This is a genomic window from Stenotrophomonas maltophilia group sp. RNC7 (assembly GCF_030910085.1).
GTDB lineage: Bacteria > Pseudomonadota > Gammaproteobacteria > Xanthomonadales > Xanthomonadaceae > Stenotrophomonas > Stenotrophomonas sepilia.
Genome location: NZ_JAVFVN010000476.1, coordinates 70,671 through 93,214, shown reverse-complemented (window position 1 = coordinate 93,214; position 22,544 = coordinate 70,671). Strand labels below are relative to the sequence as shown.

The 22,544-nt window shown below is 67.2% G+C and carries 23 protein-coding genes; 16 read left to right on the top strand and 7 right to left on the bottom strand.

Annotated elements, in window-relative coordinates:
- Positions 1-120 precede the first annotated feature (120 nt).
- On the top strand, positions 121-975 hold the full coding sequence (gene apbC, locus RCF13_RS08500) for an iron-sulfur cluster carrier protein ApbC (protein WP_005418013.1): 855 nt from the start codon (positions 121-123) through the stop codon (positions 973-975).
- A gap of 78 nt (positions 976-1,053) precedes the next feature.
- Positions 1,054-1,626, top strand: coding sequence for a dCTP deaminase (gene dcd / locus RCF13_RS08495; protein ID WP_005418012.1), 573 nt, complete (start codon positions 1,054-1,056; stop codon positions 1,624-1,626).
- Positions 1,627-1,732: 106 nt separating this feature from the next.
- On the opposite strand, the gene RCF13_RS08490 is transcribed toward dcd, so the two are convergent.
- Genes RCF13_RS08490 through RCF13_RS08480 form a run of 3 tightly spaced genes read right to left on the bottom strand, consistent with a single transcriptional unit; the run spans position 1,733 to position 3,006 of the window.
- Positions 1,733-1,900, bottom strand: coding sequence for a DUF5668 domain-containing protein (locus RCF13_RS08490; RefSeq protein ID WP_005418011.1), 168 nt, complete (start codon positions 1,898-1,900; stop codon positions 1,733-1,735).
- Positions 1,901-1,915: 15 nt separating this feature from the next.
- Complete coding sequence (locus tag RCF13_RS08485; RefSeq protein WP_005418010.1) at positions 1,916-2,338, bottom strand: HIT family protein; 423 nt, start codon at positions 2,336-2,338, stop codon at positions 1,916-1,918.
- On the bottom strand, positions 2,335-3,006 hold the full coding sequence (locus tag RCF13_RS08480) for a dienelactone hydrolase family protein (RefSeq protein ID WP_134968067.1): 672 nt from the start codon (positions 3,004-3,006) through the stop codon (positions 2,335-2,337). The genes RCF13_RS08485 and RCF13_RS08480 overlap by 4 nt, the downstream gene beginning before the upstream one ends.
- 205 nt (positions 3,007-3,211) lie before the next feature.
- Here RCF13_RS08480 and rimO point away from each other — a divergent pair, with 205 nt between their 5' ends.
- Positions 3,212-4,573 (top strand): 30S ribosomal protein S12 methylthiotransferase RimO, encoded by a 1,362-nt coding sequence (gene rimO / locus RCF13_RS08475; protein ID WP_134968068.1) that lies wholly within the window; start codon positions 3,212-3,214, stop codon positions 4,571-4,573.
- A complete protein-coding gene (locus RCF13_RS08470) occupies positions 4,570-5,394 on the top strand; it encodes a DUF3025 domain-containing protein (protein WP_134968069.1) in 825 nt (274 codons plus the stop codon). The genes rimO and RCF13_RS08470 overlap by 4 nt, the downstream gene beginning before the upstream one ends.
- A gap of 86 nt (positions 5,395-5,480) precedes the next feature.
- On the opposite strand, the gene greB is transcribed toward RCF13_RS08470, so the two are convergent.
- The gene (greB, locus tag RCF13_RS08465; protein WP_005418006.1) at positions 5,481-5,987 is read right to left on the bottom strand and encodes a transcription elongation factor GreB; all 507 of its coding nucleotides are present in this window, start codon (positions 5,985-5,987) and stop codon (positions 5,481-5,483) included.
- Between the two features lie 90 nt (positions 5,988-6,077).
- Positions 6,078-7,583, bottom strand: a complete 1,506-nt coding sequence (locus tag RCF13_RS08460; RefSeq protein WP_134968070.1) for a helicase HerA-like domain-containing protein — start codon at positions 7,581-7,583, stop codon at positions 6,078-6,080.
- 122 nt (positions 7,584-7,705) lie between these two features.
- On the opposite strand from RCF13_RS08460, the gene RCF13_RS08455 reads away from it, so the two are divergent.
- Both RCF13_RS08455 and RCF13_RS08450 read left to right on the top strand, forming a co-directional pair.
- Complete coding sequence (locus tag RCF13_RS08455; protein ID WP_231352229.1) at positions 7,706-9,316, top strand: transglycosylase SLT domain-containing protein; 1,611 nt, start codon at positions 7,706-7,708, stop codon at positions 9,314-9,316.
- A 23-nt stretch (positions 9,317-9,339) separates the two neighbouring features.
- Positions 9,340-9,687, top strand: coding sequence for a ribonuclease E inhibitor RraB (locus RCF13_RS08450; protein ID WP_049414732.1), 348 nt, complete (start codon positions 9,340-9,342; stop codon positions 9,685-9,687).
- A gap of 141 nt (positions 9,688-9,828) precedes the next feature.
- Here the strand turns inward: RCF13_RS08450 and asd are convergent, their stop codons facing one another.
- Positions 9,829-10,671 (bottom strand): archaetidylserine decarboxylase, encoded by an 843-nt coding sequence (asd, locus tag RCF13_RS08445; protein ID WP_061480028.1) that lies wholly within the window; start codon positions 10,669-10,671, stop codon positions 9,829-9,831.
- Positions 10,668-11,318, bottom strand: a complete 651-nt coding sequence (locus RCF13_RS08440; protein ID WP_134968071.1) for an SCO family protein — start codon at positions 11,316-11,318, stop codon at positions 10,668-10,670. The genes asd and RCF13_RS08440 overlap by 4 nt, the downstream gene beginning before the upstream one ends.
- Positions 11,319-11,440: 122 nt before the next feature.
- Between RCF13_RS08440 and prmB the strand changes: the two genes are divergently transcribed.
- From prmB to RCF13_RS08390, 10 genes are all read left to right on the top strand, one after another.
- Entirely contained in the window at positions 11,441-12,370 is a 930-nt protein-coding gene (gene prmB, locus RCF13_RS08435) for a 50S ribosomal protein L3 N(5)-glutamine methyltransferase (protein ID WP_049414727.1), read from the top strand.
- Positions 12,367-13,470 carry a chorismate synthase gene (aroC, locus tag RCF13_RS08430; protein WP_061480026.1) on the top strand — a complete coding sequence of 368 codons (1,104 nt, stop codon included), beginning with the start codon at positions 12,367-12,369 and terminating at the stop codon, positions 13,468-13,470. Before prmB ends, aroC begins: the two co-directional genes overlap by 4 nt.
- Complete coding sequence (locus RCF13_RS08425) at positions 13,463-14,500, top strand: D-glycerate dehydrogenase (RefSeq protein WP_061480025.1); 1,038 nt, start codon at positions 13,463-13,465, stop codon at positions 14,498-14,500. The genes aroC and RCF13_RS08425 overlap by 8 nt, the downstream gene beginning before the upstream one ends.
- Before the next feature lie 89 nt (positions 14,501-14,589).
- Complete coding sequence (locus RCF13_RS08420; RefSeq protein ID WP_019660602.1) at positions 14,590-15,618, top strand: aspartate-semialdehyde dehydrogenase; 1,029 nt, start codon at positions 14,590-14,592, stop codon at positions 15,616-15,618.
- Positions 15,619-15,747: 129 nt separating this feature from the next.
- Positions 15,748-17,778, top strand: a complete 2,031-nt coding sequence (locus RCF13_RS08415) for a FimV/HubP family polar landmark protein (RefSeq protein ID WP_231352227.1) — start codon at positions 15,748-15,750, stop codon at positions 17,776-17,778.
- Positions 17,779-17,804: 26 nt separating this feature from the next.
- Positions 17,805-18,167: a VOC family protein gene (locus tag RCF13_RS08410; RefSeq protein WP_049414720.1), complete on the top strand. Its 363-nt coding sequence runs from the start codon at positions 17,805-17,807 to the stop codon at positions 18,165-18,167.
- A gap of 33 nt (positions 18,168-18,200) precedes the next feature.
- Positions 18,201-18,971, top strand: a complete 771-nt coding sequence (gene truA, locus RCF13_RS08405; RefSeq protein ID WP_049414719.1) for a tRNA pseudouridine(38-40) synthase TruA — start codon at positions 18,201-18,203, stop codon at positions 18,969-18,971.
- A complete protein-coding gene (locus RCF13_RS08400) occupies positions 18,968-19,624 on the top strand; it encodes a phosphoribosylanthranilate isomerase (RefSeq protein ID WP_053500245.1) in 657 nt (218 codons plus the stop codon). Before truA ends, RCF13_RS08400 begins: the two co-directional genes overlap by 4 nt.
- A 168-nt stretch (positions 19,625-19,792) precedes the next feature.
- On the top strand, positions 19,793-20,467 hold the full coding sequence (locus RCF13_RS08395; RefSeq protein ID WP_134969110.1) for a DUF1449 family protein: 675 nt from the start codon (positions 19,793-19,795) through the stop codon (positions 20,465-20,467).
- The gene (locus tag RCF13_RS08390; protein WP_005417967.1) at positions 20,467-22,485 is read left to right on the top strand and encodes a hypothetical protein; all 2,019 of its coding nucleotides are present in this window, start codon (positions 20,467-20,469) and stop codon (positions 22,483-22,485) included. The genes RCF13_RS08395 and RCF13_RS08390 overlap by 1 nt, the downstream gene beginning before the upstream one ends.
- Positions 22,486-22,544: the final 59 nt, after the last annotated feature.

Genomic DNA, 22,544 nt, shown 5'->3' with positions numbered 1-22,544 from the left:
ATCGAACGTAACATGAACTTAACAATCTGTGCACGAATCCGTCGCAATCCTGAATTTCAGTCAGGTTACGTCCAGCTTGTATGATGCTGGGTTATCCCCCTGACTCCGCCGGTGCTCGTTGTGAACAGTTCTCCCCGCCGTCCCCATGCCAGCCAGGTCCAGAAGGGACTTACGCCGCATGCCCGCATCCGCAATGTCATCGCGGTCGGTTCGGGCAAGGGCGGCGTCGGCAAGTCCACCACCTCGGTGAACCTGGCCGTGGCGCTGCAGCAGCTCGGTGCGCGGGTGGGCGTGCTCGACGCCGACATTTACGGCCCCAGCGTGCCGGCCATGCTGGGGCTGTCCGGCCGCCCGGAAAGCCCGGACAACAAGAGCATCGAGCCTCTGCGTGCGTTCGGCGTGGACACCATGTCGATCGGCTACCTGATCGAAGAAGACACCCCGATGATCTGGCGCGGCCCGATGGCCACCTCGGCGATGACCCAGCTGTTCAACGATACCCTGTGGGACGACCTGGATTTCCTGCTGATCGACCTGCCGCCGGGCACGGGTGACATCCAGCTGACCCTGACCCAGAAGATTCCGCTGGCCGGTGCGGTGATCGTCACCACGCCGCAGGATATCGCCACGCTGGATGCGAAGAAGGCGCTGAAGATGTTCGAGAAGGTCGAGGTGCCGGTGCTGGGCATCGTCGAGAACATGGCGGTGCACACGTGCAGCAGCTGCGGGCACATCGAGCACCTGTTCGGCGAGGGTGGCGGCGAGCGCATGGCCGCGCAGTACGGCGTGCCGCTGCTGGGGTCGCTGCCGCTGCAGATCGGCATCCGCGAGCAGGGCGATGCAGGCACGCCGATCACCGTGGCCCAGCCGGATTCGGCACCGGCCCAGGCCTATCGCCATGCCGCGCAGCGCCTGATCGAGGAAGTCGGCAAGCGCCCGCGGGCCTCGATCCCGATCCTGTCCTCGCTGCTGTAAGTGCCGGGGCAGGGGCCGCCGGCGCAGGCCGGCCCCCTGCTAGAATCCTCGCGCCCCCTCGTACCCCCAGGACAAAGCATGAGCATCAAGAGTGACCGTTGGATCCGCCGCATGTCCGAGCAGCACGGCATGATCGAGCCGTTCGAGGCCGGGCAGGTCAAGCAGGCCAACGGCCAGCGCATCGTCAGCTACGGCACGTCCAGCTATGGCTATGACGTGCGCTGCTCGCGCGAGTTCAAGGTGTTCACCAACATCAACTCGACGATCGTCGATCCCAAGCATTTCGATCCGGGCAGCTTCGTGGATATCGTCGGCGATGAGTGCATCATCCCGCCGAACAGCTTCGCGCTGGCGCGTACCGTGGAGTACTTCCGCATTCCGCGCGATACCCTGGTGGTGTGCCTGGGCAAGAGCACCTACGCGCGCTGCGGCATCATCGTCAACGTGACGCCGCTGGAGCCGGAATGGGAAGGCCACGTCACCCTGGAATTCAGCAACACCACGCCGCTGCCGGCGCGCATCTACGCCAACGAAGGCGTGGCGCAGATGCTGTTCTTCCAGGCGGCCGCCGATGACATCTGCGAGACGTCGTACCGCGACCGTGGCGGCAAGTACCAGGGCCAGACCGGCGTGACCCTGCCGCGGACCTGAAGATTGCAGGCGATTTGTAGAGCCGAGCCATGCTCGGCTTCAAGGCAGGGCAGCCGAGCATGGCCCGGCTCCACATGAAGGAAGGCGGCGCAATGCGCCGCCTTCCTTATTTGCCGCGACCGAACAGCATCGCGATGCCGACACCCACCAGGGCCACCGGCCACCAGGTCAGCAGCAGCTTGGACAGGTTCAGGTGCGTCCAGCCGAGATTGCTGGCGAGCATGAACAGGCCGATCAGGATCAGCAGGACGGCGGCAACGAGGTTGAATCGCATCGGGTCGGCGAAGGCTCAGGACAGGGCCGGATATCCTAGCCGTTCCTTCCAGTAGGCGACATGCTGGTCCAGCGCCGCCGGCTCGTAGCGGTGCGCCGGGCCGCTGCCCCAGACCGGGCCCGGCCAGGCCGGATCACCGTCATGGCGGCCGATCACATGGAAATGCAGCTGGCGCACGATATTGCCCAGCGCCCCGATGTTGATCTTTTCCACCCCGTCGGAGCCCTTCAGGGCCTTGCAGGCGCGGTTGAGCTCGGTGCGGAGCTTGTCCTGCTGCTCGCCGTCCAGCTCGATCCACTCGGTGACCCCGGCCAGGCGCGGTACCAGCACCAGCCAGGGGAATCGTTCGTCGTTCATCAGCCGCACTTGCGACAACGGTCCTTCCGCCACCAGCACGCTATCGGCGGCCAGGCGTGAATCGAGTTCGAATTCGCTCATCCAAGATGCTCCGAGAAGAAGTCCAGGGTGCGTTGCAGCGCCAGGGCGGCGCTGTCTGGATCATACGCATGTCCGACCTCCCGGTTGAAGGCATGATCGGCCGGATAGACGTAGGTGGTCATCTGCGGCAGCTTCTCGCGGTGGGCCTGCACGGCTTCCGGTGGGATGCTGCGATCCTGGGCGCCGAAGTGGAAGATCACCGGTGCCTTGGGTGTCTCATCGAGGAACTGGACGTTGCGGGCGCCGTAGTAGCTGACCGACGGCAGCCCCAGGCGCACTGCGGACAGCATCGCCACCGTGCCACCCCAGCAGTAGCCGACGGTGCCCACCTTGCCGTAAGGGGCCAGCCGGGTGGCCGCCGCACGTACCACTTCCAGTGCCTTCTCCATGCCCAGCGCTGCCACCCGTTCCAGGCCCTGTTTCACGCCGTCGGCGTCGTAGGGCAGCGCGTCCGGATCGGCGTCGGGGCCATCGAGCAGGTCGAAGAACGAGGGCGCCAGCACCGCATAGCCTTCCGCCGCGAAGCGCTCGGCCACGCTGCGGATATGCGGATTGGCGCCGAAGATTTCCTGCACCACCACCAGGCCGCCACGCGCGGTGCCCTCCGGCAGGGCCTGCCAGGCCCGTACCGGGCCGTGATGCGTATCCAGGGTGATCCACTCGGCCATCGTCATCTTCCTCGTTGCTGGAAACAGAACTGCATTGTCGGTGCTGCGCCGGTTAGCGCGGCGTCACTGGCTGTGCCGTATCGGTCGGCTGGGCATTCAGAGCGCGGCCGCCAACCCCGGTATACTGGCGCCCTTTCAGGCCCCGGCCCCCAGGAACCCCTGCCATGGCGGCAGGGGCCCAGGCCCCCAGAGTCCCGCGATTTCCATGTCCCAGCTGAACCCCAAAGTCGGCTTCGTCAGCCTTGGCTGCCCGAAGGCCCTCGTCGATTCCGAGCGCATCCTCACCCAGCTCCGCTCGGAAGGCTACGACATCGTCCCGTCCTACGATTCGGCCGACGTGGTGGTGGTCAACACCTGTGGCTTCATCGATTCTGCGGTGACCGAGTCGCTGGACGCGATCGGCGAGGCGATGAACCAGAACGGCAAGGTGATCGTCACCGGTTGCCTGGGCAAGCGCCCGGAGCAGATCCGCGAGGCGTACCCCAACGTGCTGGCGGTGTCCGGCCCGCAGGATTACCAGAGCGTGATGGAAGCGGTGCATGAAGCACTGCCGCCCAAGCACGATCCGTTCGTGGACCTGGTGCCCGACTACGGTATCAAGCTGACCCCGCGGCACTACGCGTACCTGAAGATTTCCGAGGGCTGCAACCACAAATGCAGCTTCTGCATCATTCCGTCGATGCGCGGCAAGCTGGTTTCGCGCCCGGTCGACGAGGTGCTGCGTGAAGCCGAGCGCCTGGTGCGTGGCGGCGTGCGCGAGCTGCTGGTGGTTTCGCAGGACACCTCGGCCTACGGCGTGGACGTGAAGTACGCAGAAAAGATGTGGCGCGACAAGGCCTACCAGACCCGTTTGAAGGCGCTGTGCGAAGGCCTGTCGGAGCTGGATGCGTGGGTGCGCATGCACTACGTCTACCCGTATCCGCACGTGGACGAAGTGGTGCCGCTGATGGCCGAGAACCGCATCCTGCCGTACCTGGATATCCCGTTCCAGCACGCCAGCCCGCGCATCCTGCGCCTGATGAAGCGCCCCGGCGCGGTGGAGAAGACCCTGGAGCGCGTGCAGAACTGGCGCCGTATCGCGCCGGACATCACTGTGCGTTCGACCTTCATCGTCGGCTTCCCGGGCGAAACCGAAGCCGAGTTCGAGGAACTGCTGTCGTTCCTTGACGAAGCGCAGCTGGATCGCGTCGGTGCGTTCGCTTACTCGCCGGTCGAGGGTGCCACCGCCAACGACCTGCCTGACGCCGTGCCGGAAGAGGTGAAGCAGGAACGCCTGGCCCGTTTCATGGAGAAGCAGGCGCAGATTTCCGCCGCGCGCCTGGAAGCCAAGATCGGCACCGTGCAGCAGTGCCTGGTCGACGCCATCGAAGGCGACATCGCCGTGGCCCGCTCCAAGGCCGATGCCCCGGAGATCGACGGCCTGGTGCACATCCAGAATGCCGACCAGGTGCCGCTGCGCGTGGGCGAATTCGTCGACGTGGAGATCACCGAGAGCGACGAGCATGACCTGTACGGTGACGCGCTGGCGGCCGCCCCCCGTCCGGCGTTCGACCTCAAGGTGCTGTGATCGCAGCGACGGCCGCCACCGGCAACGGCGGCGGTTCACGGCGCTTCGTACCGCCGCCACGTGCGGCGGTAGCTGCACGGCGGTTCGAGCACCCGCTGTTTGCCGGGCTTCAGGACTTCCGTGACCTGCTGGACGGCACCGCATGGCCGTCCATCGCGGCGCTCGATGCACGCCTGGCCGTGCCTGGCAAGCGCCTGGTTGAACAGGACGCCGCGCTGCTGGCCGATGGCTTGCATTACGAGGAGCGTATCGCGCAGGGACGCATCGCCACCCGTGCCGGCAACTGGCACGACCTGTTCAATGCGCTGGTGTGGGCCTCACAGCCGCAGCTGAAGCGAGCGCTCAACGTGCGGCAGTGCCTGCATATCGAGGCGATGCCACCCGGCCAGCGCAACCGCGCGCAGGCCGCCTTGACCCAGTTCGACGAAACCGGCGTGATCGTGCGTGTGCGCGATGACTCACTGCTGGCTGCCTGGGATGCACACGACTGGCCCGCGTTGTTTGACCCGGTGAACTGGCAGAGCGGTGACATCGCCATCACTGTGGTATTCGGGCATGCGCTGATGGAACAGGCACTGCTGCCGGGGCGATTGCTGGTCGGCAAGTGCGTGGTGGTGCAGGGCGATGCCGATGCTGCCTGTGTCGACGTGGTGAGCGCTGCCATTGCCGAGGGCAGGGCGGTGACCGATCCGCTGCAGCTGCGTCCGCTGCCGTTGGCTGGAATCCCAGGCTGGCACGACGTCCAGGATTCCGCCTTCTATCGCAATGCCGACTATTTCCGCCCGCTGCGTGCAGGGCGTACGTACCCACCACCGTTGTAGAGCCGAGCCCATGCTCGGCAGCGTTGCCCATCAGCCGAGCATGGGCTCGGCTCTACAACGGCGGCGAGGTCGGGCATGGCTCGACGCTACACAGGCTCGTACTCCACCCCGATCACCGCAAAGGTGAACTGCCCACCAGGCAGCTCCACCGAGAACTCATCATCCAGCCGCTTTTTCAGCAGCGCACGCGCCAGGGGGGAATCGATGCTGATCCAGCCCAGGCCCGCATCGGTCTCATCCGGCCCGACAATGCGGTAGCGGCTGGTGTCGCCGCTGTCCACGTTCTCCAGTTCCACCCATGCGCCGAAGAACACCGCCAACGGGTCGGTCGGCGTGGTGTCGACCACGCGCAGCGATTCCAGCCGCTTGGTCAGGTAGCGCACGCGGCGGTCGATCTCGCCCAGTTGCTTCTTGCGGTAGGTGTACTCGGCGTTCTCGGAACGGTCGCCTTCTGCGGCAGCGGCGGCGAGTGCTTTCACCACCTCCGGACGGCGCACGCGCCATAGCTCATCCAGTTCGGCCTTCAGTCGCGCATGCCCGGAAGCGGTGATCAGGGCCGTGCTTTTTTCTGCGGGGGGACGCCAACGCGACATGCAATACGACTTCTTTTCGAGGGGAAGCGATGGGGAAGTGGGATCGGAGCCCTTTCCAGCGGAAAGGGCTCCGACCCCAGTAGTGGCAGGTCAGCGCTTGCCGCCGAAGATGCCACCGAGGATGCCGCGCACGATCTGGTTGCCCAGCTTGGTGCCGACGGTACGCGTGGTCTGCTTGGCCATGGTCTCGATCATGCCCTGGCGGCGCTTGGTGCCGAAGATCGCATCCTTGATCGCCTGGCCGAAACCGCCTTCCTGCGCTTCGTCCTGCTCGCGGCTGCGGGCGGCGGGAGCCTGCGCCTGCTCGACCGTCTTCTGCGCGCGCTGGGCCAGCAACTCGGCGGCCGATTCGCGGTTGATCGCGGTGTCGTAGCGGGTGCCGACCGGGCTGCCGGCACGCACCTGGGCGCGCTCGGCCTCGGTGATCGGTCCCATCCGGCAGCGCGGCGGCGCGATCATCGTCTGCTGCACCGGCATCGGTACGCCCTTGTCCTGCAGCGTGGAGACCAGGGCCTCACCGGTGCCGAGCTGGCTCAATACCTTGGCCACGTCCAGCTTGGGGTTCGGCACGAACGTCTCGGCGGCGGTCTTCACCGCCTTCTGGTCGCGCGGGGTGAACGCGCGCAGCGCGTGCTGAACGCGATTGCCCAGCTGGCCGAGAATGTTGCCCGGCACGTCGTCGGGGAACTGCGAGCAGAAGTAAACGCCCACGCCCTTGGAACGGATCAGGCGCACCACCTGCTCGATGCGCTGCACCAGCGACGGCGGTGCATCATCGAACAGCAGGTGGGCCTCGTCGAAGATGAAGACCAGCTTCGGCTTGTCCAGGTCGCCCACTTCCGGCAGCTGCTCGAACAGTTCCGAAAGCAGCCACAGCAGGAAGGTGGAATAGAGCTTGGGCTTGAGCACCAGCTGGTCGGCGGCGAGGATGCCGATCATGCCGCGGCCGTCGTGGTTGACCCGCATGATGTCCGCCAGTTCAAGCGCCGGTTCGCCGAAGAAGTTCTCGCCACCGTCCTGCGCCAGGCGCAGCACCGAACGCTGGATCGCGGCGATCGACTGCGCGCTGACCAGGCCATACTCGGTGGAGATGTCCTTGCGCTCCTCGGCGACCAGGCCGAGCAGGGCGCGCAGGTCGTCCATGTCCAGCAGCAGCAGGCCGCGGTCGTCGGCCAGCTTGAATACGATGTCGAGTACCCCGGCCTGGGTGTCGTTCAATTCGAGGATGCGCGACAGCAGGGTCGGGCCCATCTCACTGACGGTGGTGCGTACCGGGTGGCCGAGCTTGCCGTACAGGTCCCAGAAGATGGTCGGGCTGGCGGCCGGCGCATAGTCGGCCACGCCGATCTCGGCCGCGCGCTTGAGCAGGTTCTCGGCACCGGTGCCGGGCACGGCCAGGCCGGACACATCGCCCTTCACGTCAGCCAGGAACACCGGCACGCCCAGCCGCGAGAAGCCCTCGGCCAGGGTCATCAGGGTCACGGTCTTGCCGGTACCGGTGGCGCCGGCCACCAGACCGTGGCGGTTGCCGAGTTTCGGCAGCAGGGTGACGGCAATATCGTCGGTAATGCCTTTGCCGAGCAGAATCGGATCCATTGTCCAGCCCTTGTGATGAATAGCCCAATGTTAACCGCCGGCAGTGACGGTCCGAAGGTCGGCTTGCCCGGACCTTGGCGGCGCCGCTACTCTGCCTGCCTGTTTTGCACACAGTGCCATCAATGCCCGTTCCTGTCCTGATTTCCCGCGGTTGGCCGCTGCTGGCCCTGGCCGGCCTGGTTTCCCTGGCGCCCGACGCCCACGCACAGCGGGTTTCGGCCCGGGACAAGGTGAAGGTGGATGCGCTGCAGCAGCGCATGACCGCCGCCGAAAAGCGCTACGGCGATGCCCTGCTGCTGGTCGCCAACGCCGATCCCAAGGGCAGCAACGAGGCTGATGCCGCGCTGGAGGACATGGAAGATGTCCTCAACGACTGCGTGAAGCAGAAGGGCTGCCAGATGGGGACCCTGCTGGCCAGCTACAAGCGGCTGCTCAAGCACGACGCCGATGCCGCCGCCAGCGATGACGTGGCCGACGAGGGCGGTGACCGCCTGGAAGCCGACCCGGACCACATCGGGCCGCTCACCGCCGACGTGCCCGAGGCCGCGCGCGCTGCCGCGCTGCTGAACGACAAGCGGCACGCCTTCGACACGATGGTCGAGTACAACCCGGCGGTGCAGGCCGGCATCCGCCGCTGGCTGACCGACATGCGCCCGGCGCTGCTGACCAGCTACGAGAATTACCAGAACCTGCGCGCGGTGATGTGGCCGGAGTGGGAAAAGCGCGGCCTGCCCGAGGCGCTGCTGTTCGGGATCATGGCCAAGGAATCCAATGGCCGTGTGCATGCTTCCTCGCGCGCCGGCGCCGCCGGCCTGATGCAGTTCATGCCAGCCACTGGCCGCCGTTTCGGCCTGGGCCCGGACGGCACCGGCTTCGATACCCGCTTCGACGCGCGCAGCGCCGCCGAGGCCAGCGCCAGCTACCTCAACGAGCGCCTGCGCGAACTGAACAACAACGTGGAAATGTCGGTGGCCGCCTATAACGGTGGCGAAGGCCGTGCTGCGCGCGTGTTCAAGCAGAGCGGTGGGCAGAGCTTCTGGACCGACAGCGTCTACAACCAGTTCCCGGGCGAGACCAAGGACTACGTGCCGATGGTGATCGCCGCGGCCTGGATCTTCCTGCACCCGCAGCAGTACGGCGTGGAGTTCCCGAAGATCAGCGCGCAGCCGGCCACGCTGCGGCTGGCCAAGTCCACCACCATCTATGAATTGACCATCTGCCTGGGCAGTCACGGTACCCGCGATGGCTACATGCGTGCGTTGCGCAACCTCAACCCGCGCTATGAGGCCGATGGCTGGATTCCGGCCGGTACGCTGATCAACGCCACCACCCGCATCGCCGGCCTGTACCAGCGAAATTGTGTCAGTGGTCCGCGTGCCGACCTCGCCCGCACGCTGATCACCGCTGATCTCAACGCGGCGATCAAGCGCCCGGCCGCGTCGAGCTATACCGCTAGCGTGGCGGTGGGCGGCGTGGTGCCGGTGGCCGACGCGGCTGCATCCACCAGCGTGCCGACCGCACCGGTGGCTGCAGTGGCGGCACCGCGCCCGGCGCCGGCCGCCCGGTCGAAGCCGGCGCGCAGCCACAAGGTGGGCCGGGGGGAGACCCTGGGCGCCATCGCCGCCAAGTTCCAGTGCGACCTGCCGACCCTGGCCCGCGCCAACGGCCTGAAGGCTCCGGCCTACAGCCTGCGCCAGGGCCAGACGCTGAAGCTGCAGGGCTGCGACAAGTAATTCCCAAGACCACTGGAATTTGTATGGACCTCGAAGCCACCCGCAACCTGTTCGCCAACCTCCGCGAGAACACCGACTGGGACATCAACGGCCCGTTGCTGTGGGGGTATTTCTTCGTCCACGCCAGTGCCGAGCCGCTGCAGGCGCTGGCCCAGCACCTGCAGGCACAGGGCTACACCTTCGTGGAACTCTTCGAGCAGGAACCGGAAGAGGGCGACGCGCCGTTCCACGTGCTGCACGTGGAGCGCGTGGAAATCCACGACGAAGCCTCGCTGGACCGCCGCAACCAGGAATTCGCGGCGCTGGCCGCGGAGCACGGCGTGGAAGACTACGACGGCATGGACGTCGGCCCGGCCCCGGTCCTGCAGTAATCCGCTTCTGACTGTAGAGCCGAGCCCATGCTCGGCTGTTCATGCCGGCAGCCGAGCATGGGCTCGGCTCTACAGACCCGGTAGTGCCGGCCGCTGGCCGGCATCCCGTTGAATCCATCCATGCGTCGCGTGGATCTACGGTCAGCGCAGCTTTGCCAGGGCCTGGCCCAGCTGCACCGGGCTTTCGGCGCCCAGCTGCGGGGCGAATTCGGCCACGCCCGGCGGCAGCAGCACTACCACGGTCGAGCCGTAATTGAAGCGTGCCATCTCGGCGAAACGCTCCAGCTTGATGCCCTTGCCGCGGTAGTCCTTGCGGGTGATGCGATCGCCGTAGGCCGGGATCTCCTCGCCGCTCCACACGGTTTCCACGCCGGACACCAGCAGCGCGCCGACCATCACGCTGACCATCGGGCCGAAGCTGGTGTCGAAGTGGCAGACCAGGCGCTCGTTGCGTGCGAACAGGCGCGGTACGCCGTTGACGGCCGCAGGACCGACACTGAACAGGCGGCCCGGCACGTGCACGGTTTCACGCAGGGTGCCGGTCCACGGCATGTGCACGCGGTGGTAGTCGCGCGGCGACAGGTACACGGTGGCGTACAGACCGTCGTTGTACGGCTTGGCGTCCTCGTCGCTGCCCAGCAGCTCGGCGGCGGTGAACGACTGGCCCTTGGCCTGGAAGATGCGGCCGGCCTCGATCTTCCCCAGCTGGCTGATGCGGCCGTCGGCCGGCATCACCAGGCTGCGCGGATCGGCATCGGCCACGCGCGCGCCCGGCTTCAGCGCGCGGGTGAAGAACTGGTTGAAGGTCGCATAGCTGCGCGGGTCCGGGTTGGCCGCTTCGTCCAGGTTGACGTTGAACTTGCGGGTGACGGTGTCGATCAGCCAGCGCGACACGCGCGGATCGTCCGAGTACGCCAGCGAGCGTGCCATCGAGGACAGCAGGCGATGGGGCAGGGCGTACGTCAGGGCGGTGGTGAGGCTCATGGGGCGGTTTTCTCGGTCAGCTTGTGCAGGTCGCGGGCGATCGCCGGCGCATTGAACGGGGGGCGCACCAGGCCGGCAAGGCGGCCCTGCGGGTCGAGCACGGCCAGGCTGGCCGAATGCTCGACGGTGTAATCCTCGGCGTTCTCGTCGAAATGCTTGCCCGGCACTTTCTGGAACACGAAGCCCAGCGAGGTGGCGAAGCGCTCCAGCGAGGGGATATCGGCGGTGGCGGCCAGGGTGTCCTTGTGGAAGCCGTGCACGTACTCGCCCAGGCGGGTGGCGCTGTCGCGGTCCGGGTCGACCGAGATGAACAGCACGCGCGGGCGCAGGCCATCGGGCAGGGCCTCCCACTGGCTCTGCGCGCCGGCCAGCTCGGCCAGGGTGGTCGGGCAGACGTCCGGGCAGAAGGTGAAGCCCAGGAACACCAGGGTCCAGTGGCCCTTCAGTTCGCCCGGGATCAGGCGGGTGCCGTCGGACTGGGCCAGGTTGAAGTCGGGCAGTTCACGCGGCTGCGGGTACAGGGTGATCGCTTCGGTGGCCGGGGCGTTGGCAGGCGGCTTCGGCGCGAACACCTGCTGGGCGGCCAGCAGGCCGAGCCCCGCGGCCAGGGCGATCAGCAGGATGATGCCGGCATTGCGATTGAACATGGGGGCTCCCGCGCGAAATGGGCTCCATCATACCGGCTGCGGCCCGATCGTTTCCGTCGCAACGGATGCTGCCGCGGGCGCCAGCCCCTATAATCGGGGGCCAATTTGCCCGCAGTACCGCCATGACCGCTGAAACGGCCGCCGAACTCCACACGATCATCGATCTGATCCGCTACGGCACCAGCCGTTTCAACGAAGCCGGGCTGACCTTCGGGCACAGCTACGACAATGCGCTGGATGAGGCCACCCAACTGGTGCTGCACAGCCTGCACCTGCCGCACGACCTCGGCCCGGCCTACGGCCAGGCACGCCTGCTGCAGGCCGAAAAGCTGCGCGTGCTGGAGCTGTTCCAGCGCCGCATCGACGAACGCATCCCCGCTGCCTACCTGACCGGTGAGGCCTGGTTCGCCGGCCTGAGCTTCAAGAGTGACGCGCGCGCGCTGGTGCCGCGCTCGCCGATCGCCGAACTGATCGAATGTGGTTTCGAACCGTGGCTGGCCGGCCGCGATGTCAGCCGTGCACTGGATCTTTGCACCGGTTCGGGCTGCATCGCCATCGCCATGGGCCACTACTACCCGAACTGGGAAGTGGACGGCGTCGACCTGAGTGACGACGCACTGTCGCTGGCCGAGGAGAACAAGGAGCGCCTGCAGGCGCACAACGTCACCCTGATCAAGTCGGACCTGTTCAATGGTCTGACCGGCCGCCACTACGACCTGATCGTCACCAACCCGCCGTACGTCACCAACGACGAGACTGATGCCCTGCCGCAGGAATATTCCTACGAGCCGGAAATGGGCCTGCGTGCCGGTGACGATGGCCTGGACCTGGTGCTGAAGATCCTGCGCGACGCCCCGCTGCACCTGAGCGAAGACGGTCTGCTGATCTGTGAAGTGGGTGAGTCCGAACAGCATCTGGTCAAGCTGCTGCCGGAAGTCGATTTTTCCTGGATCGAGTTCAAGGTTGGCCAGATGGGCATCTTTGCGGTCGAATGCCGCGAGCTGATCGCCCACAGCGCACGCATCACCGAACTGGCGGCGCAGCGCCCGTGAGCTCCAATTCGTTCGGCAAGCTGTTCACCGTCACCACGTTCGGCGAGTCGCACGGGCCGGCCATCGGCTGCGTGATCGATGGCTGCCCTCCGGGGCTGGCGCTGGACGCGGCCGAATTCGCCCACGACCTGCAGCGCCGTGCGACCGGCAAGAGCCGGCACACTTCCGCGCGGCGCGAGGCCGACGAGGTCGAGATCCTGTCCGGCGTATACGAGGGCCTGACCACCGGCACCCCGATCGCGCTGCTGATCCGTAACACCGACCAGCGCAGCAAGGATTACGCCAATATCGGCCAGCAGTTCCGCCCGGGCCATGCCGACTACAGTTACTGGCACAAGTACGGCATCCGCGATCCGCGTGGCGGTGGCCGTTCCTCGGCACGCGAGACCACCATGCGCGTGGCCGCTGGCGTGGTCGCCAAGAAGTGGCTGGCCGAGCGTTTCGGCGTGACCGTGCGTGGCTACCTGTCGCAGCTGGGCGACATCACCCCGGCCGGTTTCGACTGGTCGGCGGTGGAAGACAATCCGTTCTTCTGGCCGCACGCCGCACAGGTGCCCGAGCTGGAGGCGTACATGGATGCGCTGCGCAAGTCTGGCGACTCGGTCGGTGCGCGCGTGGACGTGGTCGCCGACAACGTGCCGCCGGGCTGGGGCGAGCCGATCTACGGCAAGCTTGATGGCGAACTGGCCGCCGCGCTGATGAGCATCAATGCGGTGAAGGGCGTGGAGATCGGCGACGGATTCGCCAGCGCCGCGCAGAAGGGCACTGAACACCGTGACCTGCTGACGCCGCAGGGCTTCGCCAGCAACCATGCCGGCGGCATCCTCGGTGGCATCTCCACCGGTCAGCCGGTCGTTGCGTCGATCGCCCTGAAGCCGACGTCCAGCCTGCGCCTGCCGGGCCCGTCGCTGGATACGGACGGCAACGTGGTCGAGGTGGTCACCACCGGCCGCCACGATCCCTGCGTCGGCATCCGCGCCACGCCCATCGCCGAAGCGATGGTGGCGCTGGTGCTGATGGATCAGGCGCTGCGTCATCGCGCGCAGTGCGGCGATGTCGGCACGATCACCCCGCGCATTCCCGGGCAGATCGATGGCTGACACGCGGCCGACCGTGTGGGTGAGCCAGCCGCTGATCGAGGCGGCCATCGCGCCGCTGCGCGATCGCGTGCAGCTGCGCAGCACCGACACCGTCACCGCCTGGTCGCCGGACCAGATCGCTGCACAGCTGGCCAGCGCCGACGGCGCGATCATCACCCTCAACGAGCGCATCGGTGCGGCCCAGGTGGCCAATGCCACGCAGTTGCAGGTGATCGCCAATGTCGGCGTCGGCTACAACAACCTGGATGTCGACGCGCTCAGCGCCGCCGGCATCCTGGCCAGCAACACGCCGGACGTGTTGACCGAAACCACCGCCGATCTCGGTTTCGCGCTGCTGATGGCAACCGCGCGCCGGATCACTGAGTCCGAGCGCTGGCTGCGTGACGGGCAGTGGCAGCAGTGGTCGTTCCAGACCATGCTGGGCGCGGATGTCCATGGCAGCACACTGGGCATCCTTGGCATGGGCCGCATCGGCCAGGGCATCGCCCGCCGCGGCGCGCACGGTTTCGGCATGAAGGTGCTGTACCACAACCGTTCACGGTTGCCGGCCGACACCGAGGCGTCGCTCCGCGCGACCTACGTGGACCTGGATACACTGCTGGCACAGTCCGACCATCTGGTAACGGTGCTGCCCTACACGCCGGCCTCGCATCACATCATCGATGCGGTTGCCCTGGCGAAGATGAAGCCGACGGCAACCCTGGTGAACATCGCCCGCGGCGGCATCGTCGACGAACTGGCGCTGGCCGACGCACTGGCCAACGGCCACCTGGCGGCTGCCGGCCTGGATGTGTACGAGGGCGAGCCGAAGGTGCGCCCGGAGCTGCTGGCGCTGCGCAACGTGGTGCTCACGCCGCATATCGGCAGCGCCTCGCTGGGCACGCGCACGGCGATGGTGCAGCTGGCCGTGGATAATCTGGCTGCCGGGCTCGGCCTGGATGGTGGCCCGTCGCGCATGCCGAGCGCGATCAACGCTGACGCGGCGATGGCCGCGCGCGTGATGCTGGGCAAAAAAACCGGGAAACGATAGGGAACCTCCGCGCGCCCCGCTTGAGGAGGTTCCCCGAACCCAGCTGTCGTGCGTGTTTTCCCCCATTCCCGTTTTCGTGAGAGTTCCCCATGAGCAATGCACAGCGCAGTTTCCACGTCGCCGTCGTCGGTGCCACCGGCGCCGTTGGCGAGACCATGTTGTCGATCCTGGCCGAGCGTGATTTCCCGGTCGGCACCCTGAGCGTCCTCGCCTCCGAGCGTTCGGCCGGTGGCGAGATCGAATTCAACGGCCAGAAGGTCAAGGTCCAGGACCTGGCCACCTTCGATCCGACCGGTGTCGAGATCGCGCTGTTCTCGGCTGGCGGCAGCGTGTCCAAGGAATACGCACCGAAGTTCGCCGCCGCCGGTGCGGTGGTGATCGACAACTCCTCGGCCTTCCGTTACGACGATGACGTGCCGCTGGTGGTGTCCGAGGTCAACCCGGAACAGGTCGCCAACCGTCCGCGCGGCATCATCGCCAACCCGAACTGCTCGACCATGCAGATGCTGGTGGCGCTGGCGCCGCTGCACCGCAAGTACGGTATCGAGCGCATCAATGTGTCCACCTACCAGTCGGTGTCCGGCGGTGGCCGCTCGGCGATGGAGGAACTGGGCAAGCAGACCGGCCAGCTGCTCAGCTTCCAGGAGATCGATCCGCAGCGCTTCCCGGTGCAGATCGCCTTCAACCTGATCCCGCACATCGATGACTTCCAGGACAATGGCTTCACCAAGGAAGAGATGAAGCTGATCTGGGAGACCCGCAAGATCCTCGGTGACGACAGCATCCTGGTGAACCCGACCGCGGTGCGCGTGCCGGTGTTCTACGGCCACTCCGAGTCGGTGGCGATCGAGACCCGCGACAAGGTCACCGTCGCTGAAGCGCGCGCGCTGCTGGAGCAGTCGCCGGGCATCGAAGTGGTGGATCGTCACGAGGCCGGTGGCTATCCGACTCCGGTTACCCATGCTTCGGGGACCGATGCGGTGTATGTCGGCCGTATCCGCGAGGACCTGTCGCACCCGCGTGGCCTGAACCTGTGGATCGTGTCGGACAACGTGCGCAAGGGCGCTGCCCTGAACGCCGTGCAGCTGGCCGAGCTGGTCGCCGCCGAACAGCGTTGATGGAGAGGCCGGGCAATGCCCGGCCTTTTCTGTAGAGCCGAGCCCACGCTCGGCTCAGGCCATGCAGCCGAGCATGGGCTCGGCTCTACATGGGTGCGGACCCCGGTCCGCACGCTTTATAGTGTCGCCATGAATAAACGGGCCAGGGGCGCAAAGCGCCCGCTCCTCTATCTTTCCACCGCGCTGCTGGCCCTGGCCAGCAGTTCGGCGCTTGCCCTGGGCTTGGGTGACATCCGTGTCCTGTCCAAGCCGGGCCAGCCCCTGCTGGCCGAAATCCCGGTAGTCTCGGCCGATCCATCCGAACTGGAGAACCTGCGCGTCGCGCTGGCCTCTGCGGTCACCTTCGAACGCGTTGGCCTGCAGCGGCCGGCCGGGCTGGTCAGCGAGCTGCAGTTCGAACTGACCCGCAATGCGCAGGGCAGGGCGGTGGTGCGGGTGACCTCGCAGACACCGGTCGAAACCCCGTCGTTGAGCTTCCTGATCGAGGCCGACTGGGGCCAGGGCCGCTTGGTGCGCGAATACTCGGCGCTGATCGATGCGCCCTCCAGCGCACTGGCGGTGGCCGAACCGGAAATCGTCGCGCCGGCCGGTACCCTCTCCAACACCATCGTCCGTGACGTTGCACCGGCACCGGCCGCTGCGGAGAGCGCAAGCGCACCTGCGCCGTCCACTGCGGCAGCGCCGGCACCTGCATCGGCTCGCCCGCGTGCAGGGGATGCACCCGCCGCTGCCGCGCAGGCAGCCGATGGCAGCGTCATCGTCCAGCGTGGGCAGACCCTGTCGCAGATCGCCAGCGCGGTGGCCCGCGGCAACCAGGTCAGCCGCGACCGCGCGATGATCGCCCTGCTGCGGGCCAACCCGGAGGCCTTCATCCGCGGCAACGTCAACCTGCTCAAGCAAGGCGCCGTACTGCGCATGCCCGGCAGCGATGCACTGGCGGCGGTCGATGCCGCCGAGGCCGCAGCGCTGGTGCGCGAGCATGCAGCGCAGTGGCGGCAGGCGCGCACCGTGCCGCAACCGGCGGGTACCGTCGCCCCGGTGGCCGCGGCGGCAACCACGAACGCTTCTTCCCCGGCCGCGGCCAATGGGGCACGACTTGAAATCGCCCCTGCGCTGGCTTCCGACGCCGCGCGCGCGGGCACAACCACCGGCACTGGAGCCGGCAGCGAGGGTGACATGCTGGGCAACGAACAACTGCGCCAGGCACGCGAGGACATCGCGACCCGCGATGCCGAGATTGGCGAGCTGAAGCAGCGCGTCGCCGACCTGGAAAAACTCAAGGAACAGCAGCAGTCGCTGATCGCGATGAAGGACAACGACCTGGCCGCCGCGCAGCAGCGCCTGGCACAGGTACCGGATACCCGCGATGCGGCAACGCCGTGGTACTGGCTGGGGCTGCCGGTGCTGCTGCTGGCGGCCGGTGCAGCCTGGCTGCTGCGTCGTCGCAAGCCATCGCCGCTGCCGCCGCTGCGCGACGAAGACGATGCCGCCGGCCTGGCCGCTGCGGTACCGGCGGGCGCGGCGCTGGATACGCTGGCCGAGCAGTCCTCGTGGTCGTCGGTGGTGCCCGAAGCAGGCCGCCAGGAGCCGGCGATGCCGGCTTGGGCGAGCGAAACCGGGGGGCAGGATGACGCGGCTGCCGAACCGGTCGCCGACGTCGCCGCCCAGGCTGACTGGCAGGCGCAGACGCTGCGCGATGACGAAGTGATGGAGCTGCCCGAGGCAGTGACCGACCTGCCGCGCTGGGACGAGCCGGTGGCCACGCAGGAGGATTCCGCGCCGGCCGCCGCCGCGCAGGATGAGCTGCTCGCGCAGGCGGCCCCTGGCGAGGTGGCAGTGCCGGACTACGCGCTGCACGCCGAACAGCAGCCGCAGTTCCGCGGCGTGTTCGACCTGCCGGCCGAGCACCCTGACGGCGAGGCTTCAGGCGCAGCGCCGCATGACGCGCTGGCCGCGGCGGCGCATGAAGACGGTACTGCGGCGCCGGCCAGCGATGCCGGCTGGGCGCCGCGCGCCGGGCAGGAACGCCTTGAGCTGGCCATCGCCTACCTCGACCTGGGCGATGCCCAGACCGCGCGTACGTTGCTGCAGGAAGTGGCCGAGGGCGGCGACCTGCACTGCCAGGCCCAGGCCCGCGAACTGCTGGCCCGCCTGCCGTGATCGACCCTGCCGACAAGGACCCCGTCATGAGCCGCGAGCGCCGCATCGACTACGTTGAATTCGCTTCCACGGATCCTGCAGCCAGCCGCGCCTTCTTCGAGAAGGCGTTCGGCTGGTCGTTCGTAGACTATGGCAGCGACTACACCGCGTTCGACGACGGCCGCCTGCAGGGCGGCTTCTTCCGCGGCCAGCCGCTGCGTGCCAGCGATGCCGGTGCCCCGCTGCTGGTGCTGTACGCTGACCAGCTGGCACCGATCGAAGCGGCGGTGCTTGACGCTGGCGGTGAGATCGTGCGGCCGGTGTTTTCCTTCCCCGGTGGCAGCCGTTTCCAGTTCGTCGAGCCCGGTGGCAACGAACTGGCGGTGTGGTCCGAACGCGATCCGGCCTGAGCGCCGCCCCTCCCGCAACATCTGAGGTAGCACATGCGTTACGCGCTTGGCGTCGAGTACGACGGCAGCGATTTCAGGGGCTGGCAGAACCTCGGCGAGGGCGGCCCGAGCGTGCAGGCCAGCCTTGAGCAGGCCCTGTCGTCGGTGGCCGATTCGCCGCTGCAGGTGGTCTGTGCCGGCCGCACCGATGCCGGCGTGCACGGTCAGTGCCAGGTCGTGCATTTCGATACCGACGTGGTGCGCGATCCGCGCGCGTGGATGCTGGGCACTACCACCCGCCTGCCGCGCTCGATCGCAGTGCGCTGGTGCGTGCCGGTGGCCGAGGATTTCCACGCGCGTTTCTCCGCACGCGCACGCCGCTACCGCTACCGCCTGCTCAACCGCGAAGTGCGGCCCGCGCTGGACCGGCAGACCTTGAGCTGGGAGCGCCGCGCGCTGGACGAGACCCTGATGCACGCCGCCGGCCAGGCCCTGCTCGGCGAGAACGATTTCAGCGCGTTCCGTTCGGTGCAGTGCCAGGCGCTGCACGCCCGGCGTGAGCTGCAGTCACTGCAGGTCAGCCGCCAGGGCGAGGTGATCGAGGTCGCCGTGCAGGGCAATGCATTCCTTCATCACATGGTCCGCAATATCGTCGGATCGCTGATCCTGGTGGGCAGTGGCGAGAAGCCGGTGGAATGGATCGCCGAACTGCTGGCCGGGCGCGATCGCACCGTAGCCGGTCCCACCGCACCGCCGCAGGGCCTGGTGTTCCTTGGGCCCCTGTACCCCGACAACTGGCACCTGCCCGCCGAGGTCACGCTATGAGCCGCTCCTACTACCGCACACGCATCAAGTTCTGTGGCATGACCCGGGCCGGCGACGTCCGCCTGGCCGGTGAGCTGGGCGTGGACGCGGTGGGTTTCATCTTTGCCCGTGAAAGCAGCCGCCGGGTCGCTCCGGCCGAAGCGCGCGCGATGCGCCAGGCGATCGCGCCCATGGTCGACGTGGTGGCGCTGTTCCGCAACAACAGCAAGGAAGAGGTGCGCGAGGTGCTGCGCACGGTACGGCCGACCCTGCTGCAGTTCCACGGCGAGGAAGACGAGGGCTTCTGCCGCAGCTTCAACATGCCCTACCTGAAGGCGATCGCCATGGGCGGGCGTGAAGAGATCAACGCCCGCACCCTGCAGCTGCGCTATCCCAGCGCCGCCGGCTTCCTGTTCGACAGCCATGCCCCGGGCGGCGGTGGCGGCACCGGCGTGGCCTTCGACTGGGGCCGCATTCCGACCGGCCTGCACCGGCCGTTCCTGCTGGCCGGTGGCCTGAATCCGGAAAACGTCTACGACGCCGTGCTGGCCACCCTGCCGTGGGGCGTGGATGTCTCCAGCGGCATCGAACTGGAGCCGGGCATCAAGGACGGCTACAGGATGCGTACTTTCGTCGAGGAAGTGCGCCGCGCCGATTGCACGGTTCTTGAGTGATTGGCGTCACTATTTGCCGTAATTTGGACTTGGATTTGAGCCTGCACGCATTCTTCACATAGGATGGACCCAAGCGCGCCTGCCATGAGGGTCGGCGCGGGGATCGACGGGACGTGCATGGCGCGCCCCGAACGGGCCGCCGCCGCCCACAGCCCAGGAAGGCAAGCGATGCAGGAGTTCCTCACCGTCGTGTTCGGTTTCCCGACCCTGCCGTACAGCATCGTGCTGGCGGTGGCGGTGCTGTATTGGGCACTGGCGGCCTTCGGCCTGGTCGACGACGGGTTTGGCGATGCCGGCGCCGATGGGGCGCTGCATGGCGACCCACATGATCTGCAGGGACTGTCCGCGCTGCTGGCGCGCTGGGGCCTGGGTGGGGTTCCCCTCATGCTTGTGGTGACGCTGCTGGGTTTCTTCGCCTGGATCGTCACCTATTTCGTCCATCTGTTCGTGCTGTTGCCGCTGCCGGACCTGCTGCGCTGGGCGATCGGTGCGGTCGTGGCCCTTCTGGCGCCGTTGCCGGCGGTTCCGTTCACCGCGCTGCTGCTGCGCCCCGTCCGCAGGTTCCTGCTGCGCCTGCGCCCGGTGGCGCAGGCCTCGCTGCTGGGGCGTACCGGCGTGGTTGCCTCGCCGAAGGTGGATGCCCGCGGCGGTCACGCCACCTTCGACGATGGCGGCGCCGGACTGGTGCTGCAGGTGCGCAGCGAGATCGAACTGCAGCGTGGCGAGCGCATCGTGCTGGTCGAACACGTGGCTGATCAACACCATTACCGGGTGGTCCGCGCCGACGCGGTCGCCCTCGACTTCCAGGACAACCTGCTTCCGGGCAACAAGGAGAATCACTGATGACGTTGGCAACCATGGCCCCCTTCCTGATCGGCGTAGCCGTGCTGCTGGTCGCACTGCTCGGCCTGGCCGGCCTGTTCAAGGCCTTCTACCGCAAGGTCGACCAGGGCGTGGCCCTGATCGTCAACGACATGAGCTCCACGCCCAAGGTGCACTTCACCGGTGCGCTGATCATCCCGGTGCTGTACCGCGCCGAGCTGATGCGGATCAGCCTGATCACGCTGCAGATCGACCGCCGCGGCAAGGAAGGCCTGATCTGCCGCGACAACATGCGTGCCGATATCGCCGTGGCGTTCTACCTGCGGGTCAACGAGACCCAGGCCGACGTGCTGCGCGTGGCCAAGGCCATCGGTGCCGACCGTGCATCGGACAAGCATGCGGTCGACGAGCTGTTCAACGCCAAGTTCTCCGAAGCACTGAAGACGGTCGGCAAGAAGTTCGACTTCACCGAACTGTTTGAGAAGCGCCAGGAGTTCCGCGACGAGATCATCGCGGTGATCGGCAATGATCTGAACGGCTACGTCCTTGAGGACGTGGCAATCGACTACCTGGAGCAGACCCCGAAGTCGCTGCTGGACCAGTTCAACATTCTCGATGCGCAGGGCATTCGCAAGATCACCGAATTGACCGCCGCGCAGAATGTGGTGACCAACGAGCTGGAGCAGAACGAGAAGCTCGCCATCACCAAGAAGAACGTGGAAGCGCGCGAAGCGCTGCTGGCCCTGGAACGCCAGCAGGCCGAAGCCGAAGCACGGCAGAAGCGTGAGATCGAGACCATCCGCGCACGCGAGGAGGCCGAGACCGCCAAGGTGCAGGAGGAGCAGCGCCAGTTGTCCGAGAACGCCCGTATCGAAGCGCAGCAGCTGATCGAGATCCGGGACCAGAACCGCCTGCGCGAAGTGGAAGTAGCCGAGCAGAACCGCCAGCGTGCCGTGGCCATCGAGGCCGAGCGCGTGGAGCGCGCACGCCAGCTGGAGCAGGTCACCACCGATCGTGAAGTGCAGCTGCAGGGCGTGGAGCGTGACAAGGTGGTCGAGCAGGGCAAGATGGACGTGGCCAACATCACCCGTGAACGCATCTCCATCGACAAGACCGTGGCGCAGGAAGAGGAGCGCATCAAGGAAGTGCGCGAAGTCTCCGAGGCCGACCGCCAGAAGCAGGTGCTGATCCTGGAAGCCGAGGCCAAGGCGCAGGAAGCGCTGGTGCGCGAAGTCAAGGAAGCGCAGGCGCGCGAGACCGCGTCAAAGCATCGCGCGGTGGAACTGACCACGCTGGCCCAGGCCGAGCATGAAGCGGCCGGCAAGCAGGCCGAAGCCAAGCGCCTGTTGGCCGATGCCCTGCGTGCCGAACAGGCAGCGCCGGGCCTGGCCGAAGCGCAGGTGCGTGAAGCTTCGGCGCTGGCCATCGAGAAGGTCGGCATTGCCGAGGCCCGCGTGATCGAAGCCAAGGCCGAAGCCAGCCTGAAGCAGGGCAGCAACGAAGCCCGCGTTCTGGCCGAGACCCTGCAGGCGCAGGCGCAGGGTGAGGAAAAGATGGGCCTGGCCCGTGCCACCGCCACCGAGTCGCTGGGCAATGCCGAAGCCGGCGTGGTGCAGAAGAAGCTGCTGGCCGAGGCCGAGGGCCTGGTGCGCAAGTTCGAAGCCATCGCCTCGCTGAGTGACCAGGCACGTGGCCATGAAGAGTTCCGCATGATGCTGGACAACAGCCTGAAGCAGGCGCTGGCCTCGATCGAAGCCGGTAAGGAAGTCTCGCGCGAGAACGCCAATGTCATCGCCAGCGCGCTGCGCAACGCCGATATCGACCTGGTCGGTGGCGACGGCGGCATGTTCGAGAACCTGGTCAAGGCGGTGTCGCTGGGCAAGTCGATCGAAGGCTTCGCCGGCAAGAGCCCGATCGTGCAGGAGCTGATGCAGCGCTACCTGGGCGTGGCCGTGGCCGAACCGGCGCCGCGCCAGATCGCCGAGGATGCCGAAGCGGTACCGACCGTGTCGGCTACCGTGGTCGACAGCGCCCGTTGATGCATCGGGCGATGGCCGCCGCCATCGCCCGCCCGCGCCGGCCGCAACCGCGGCCGTCC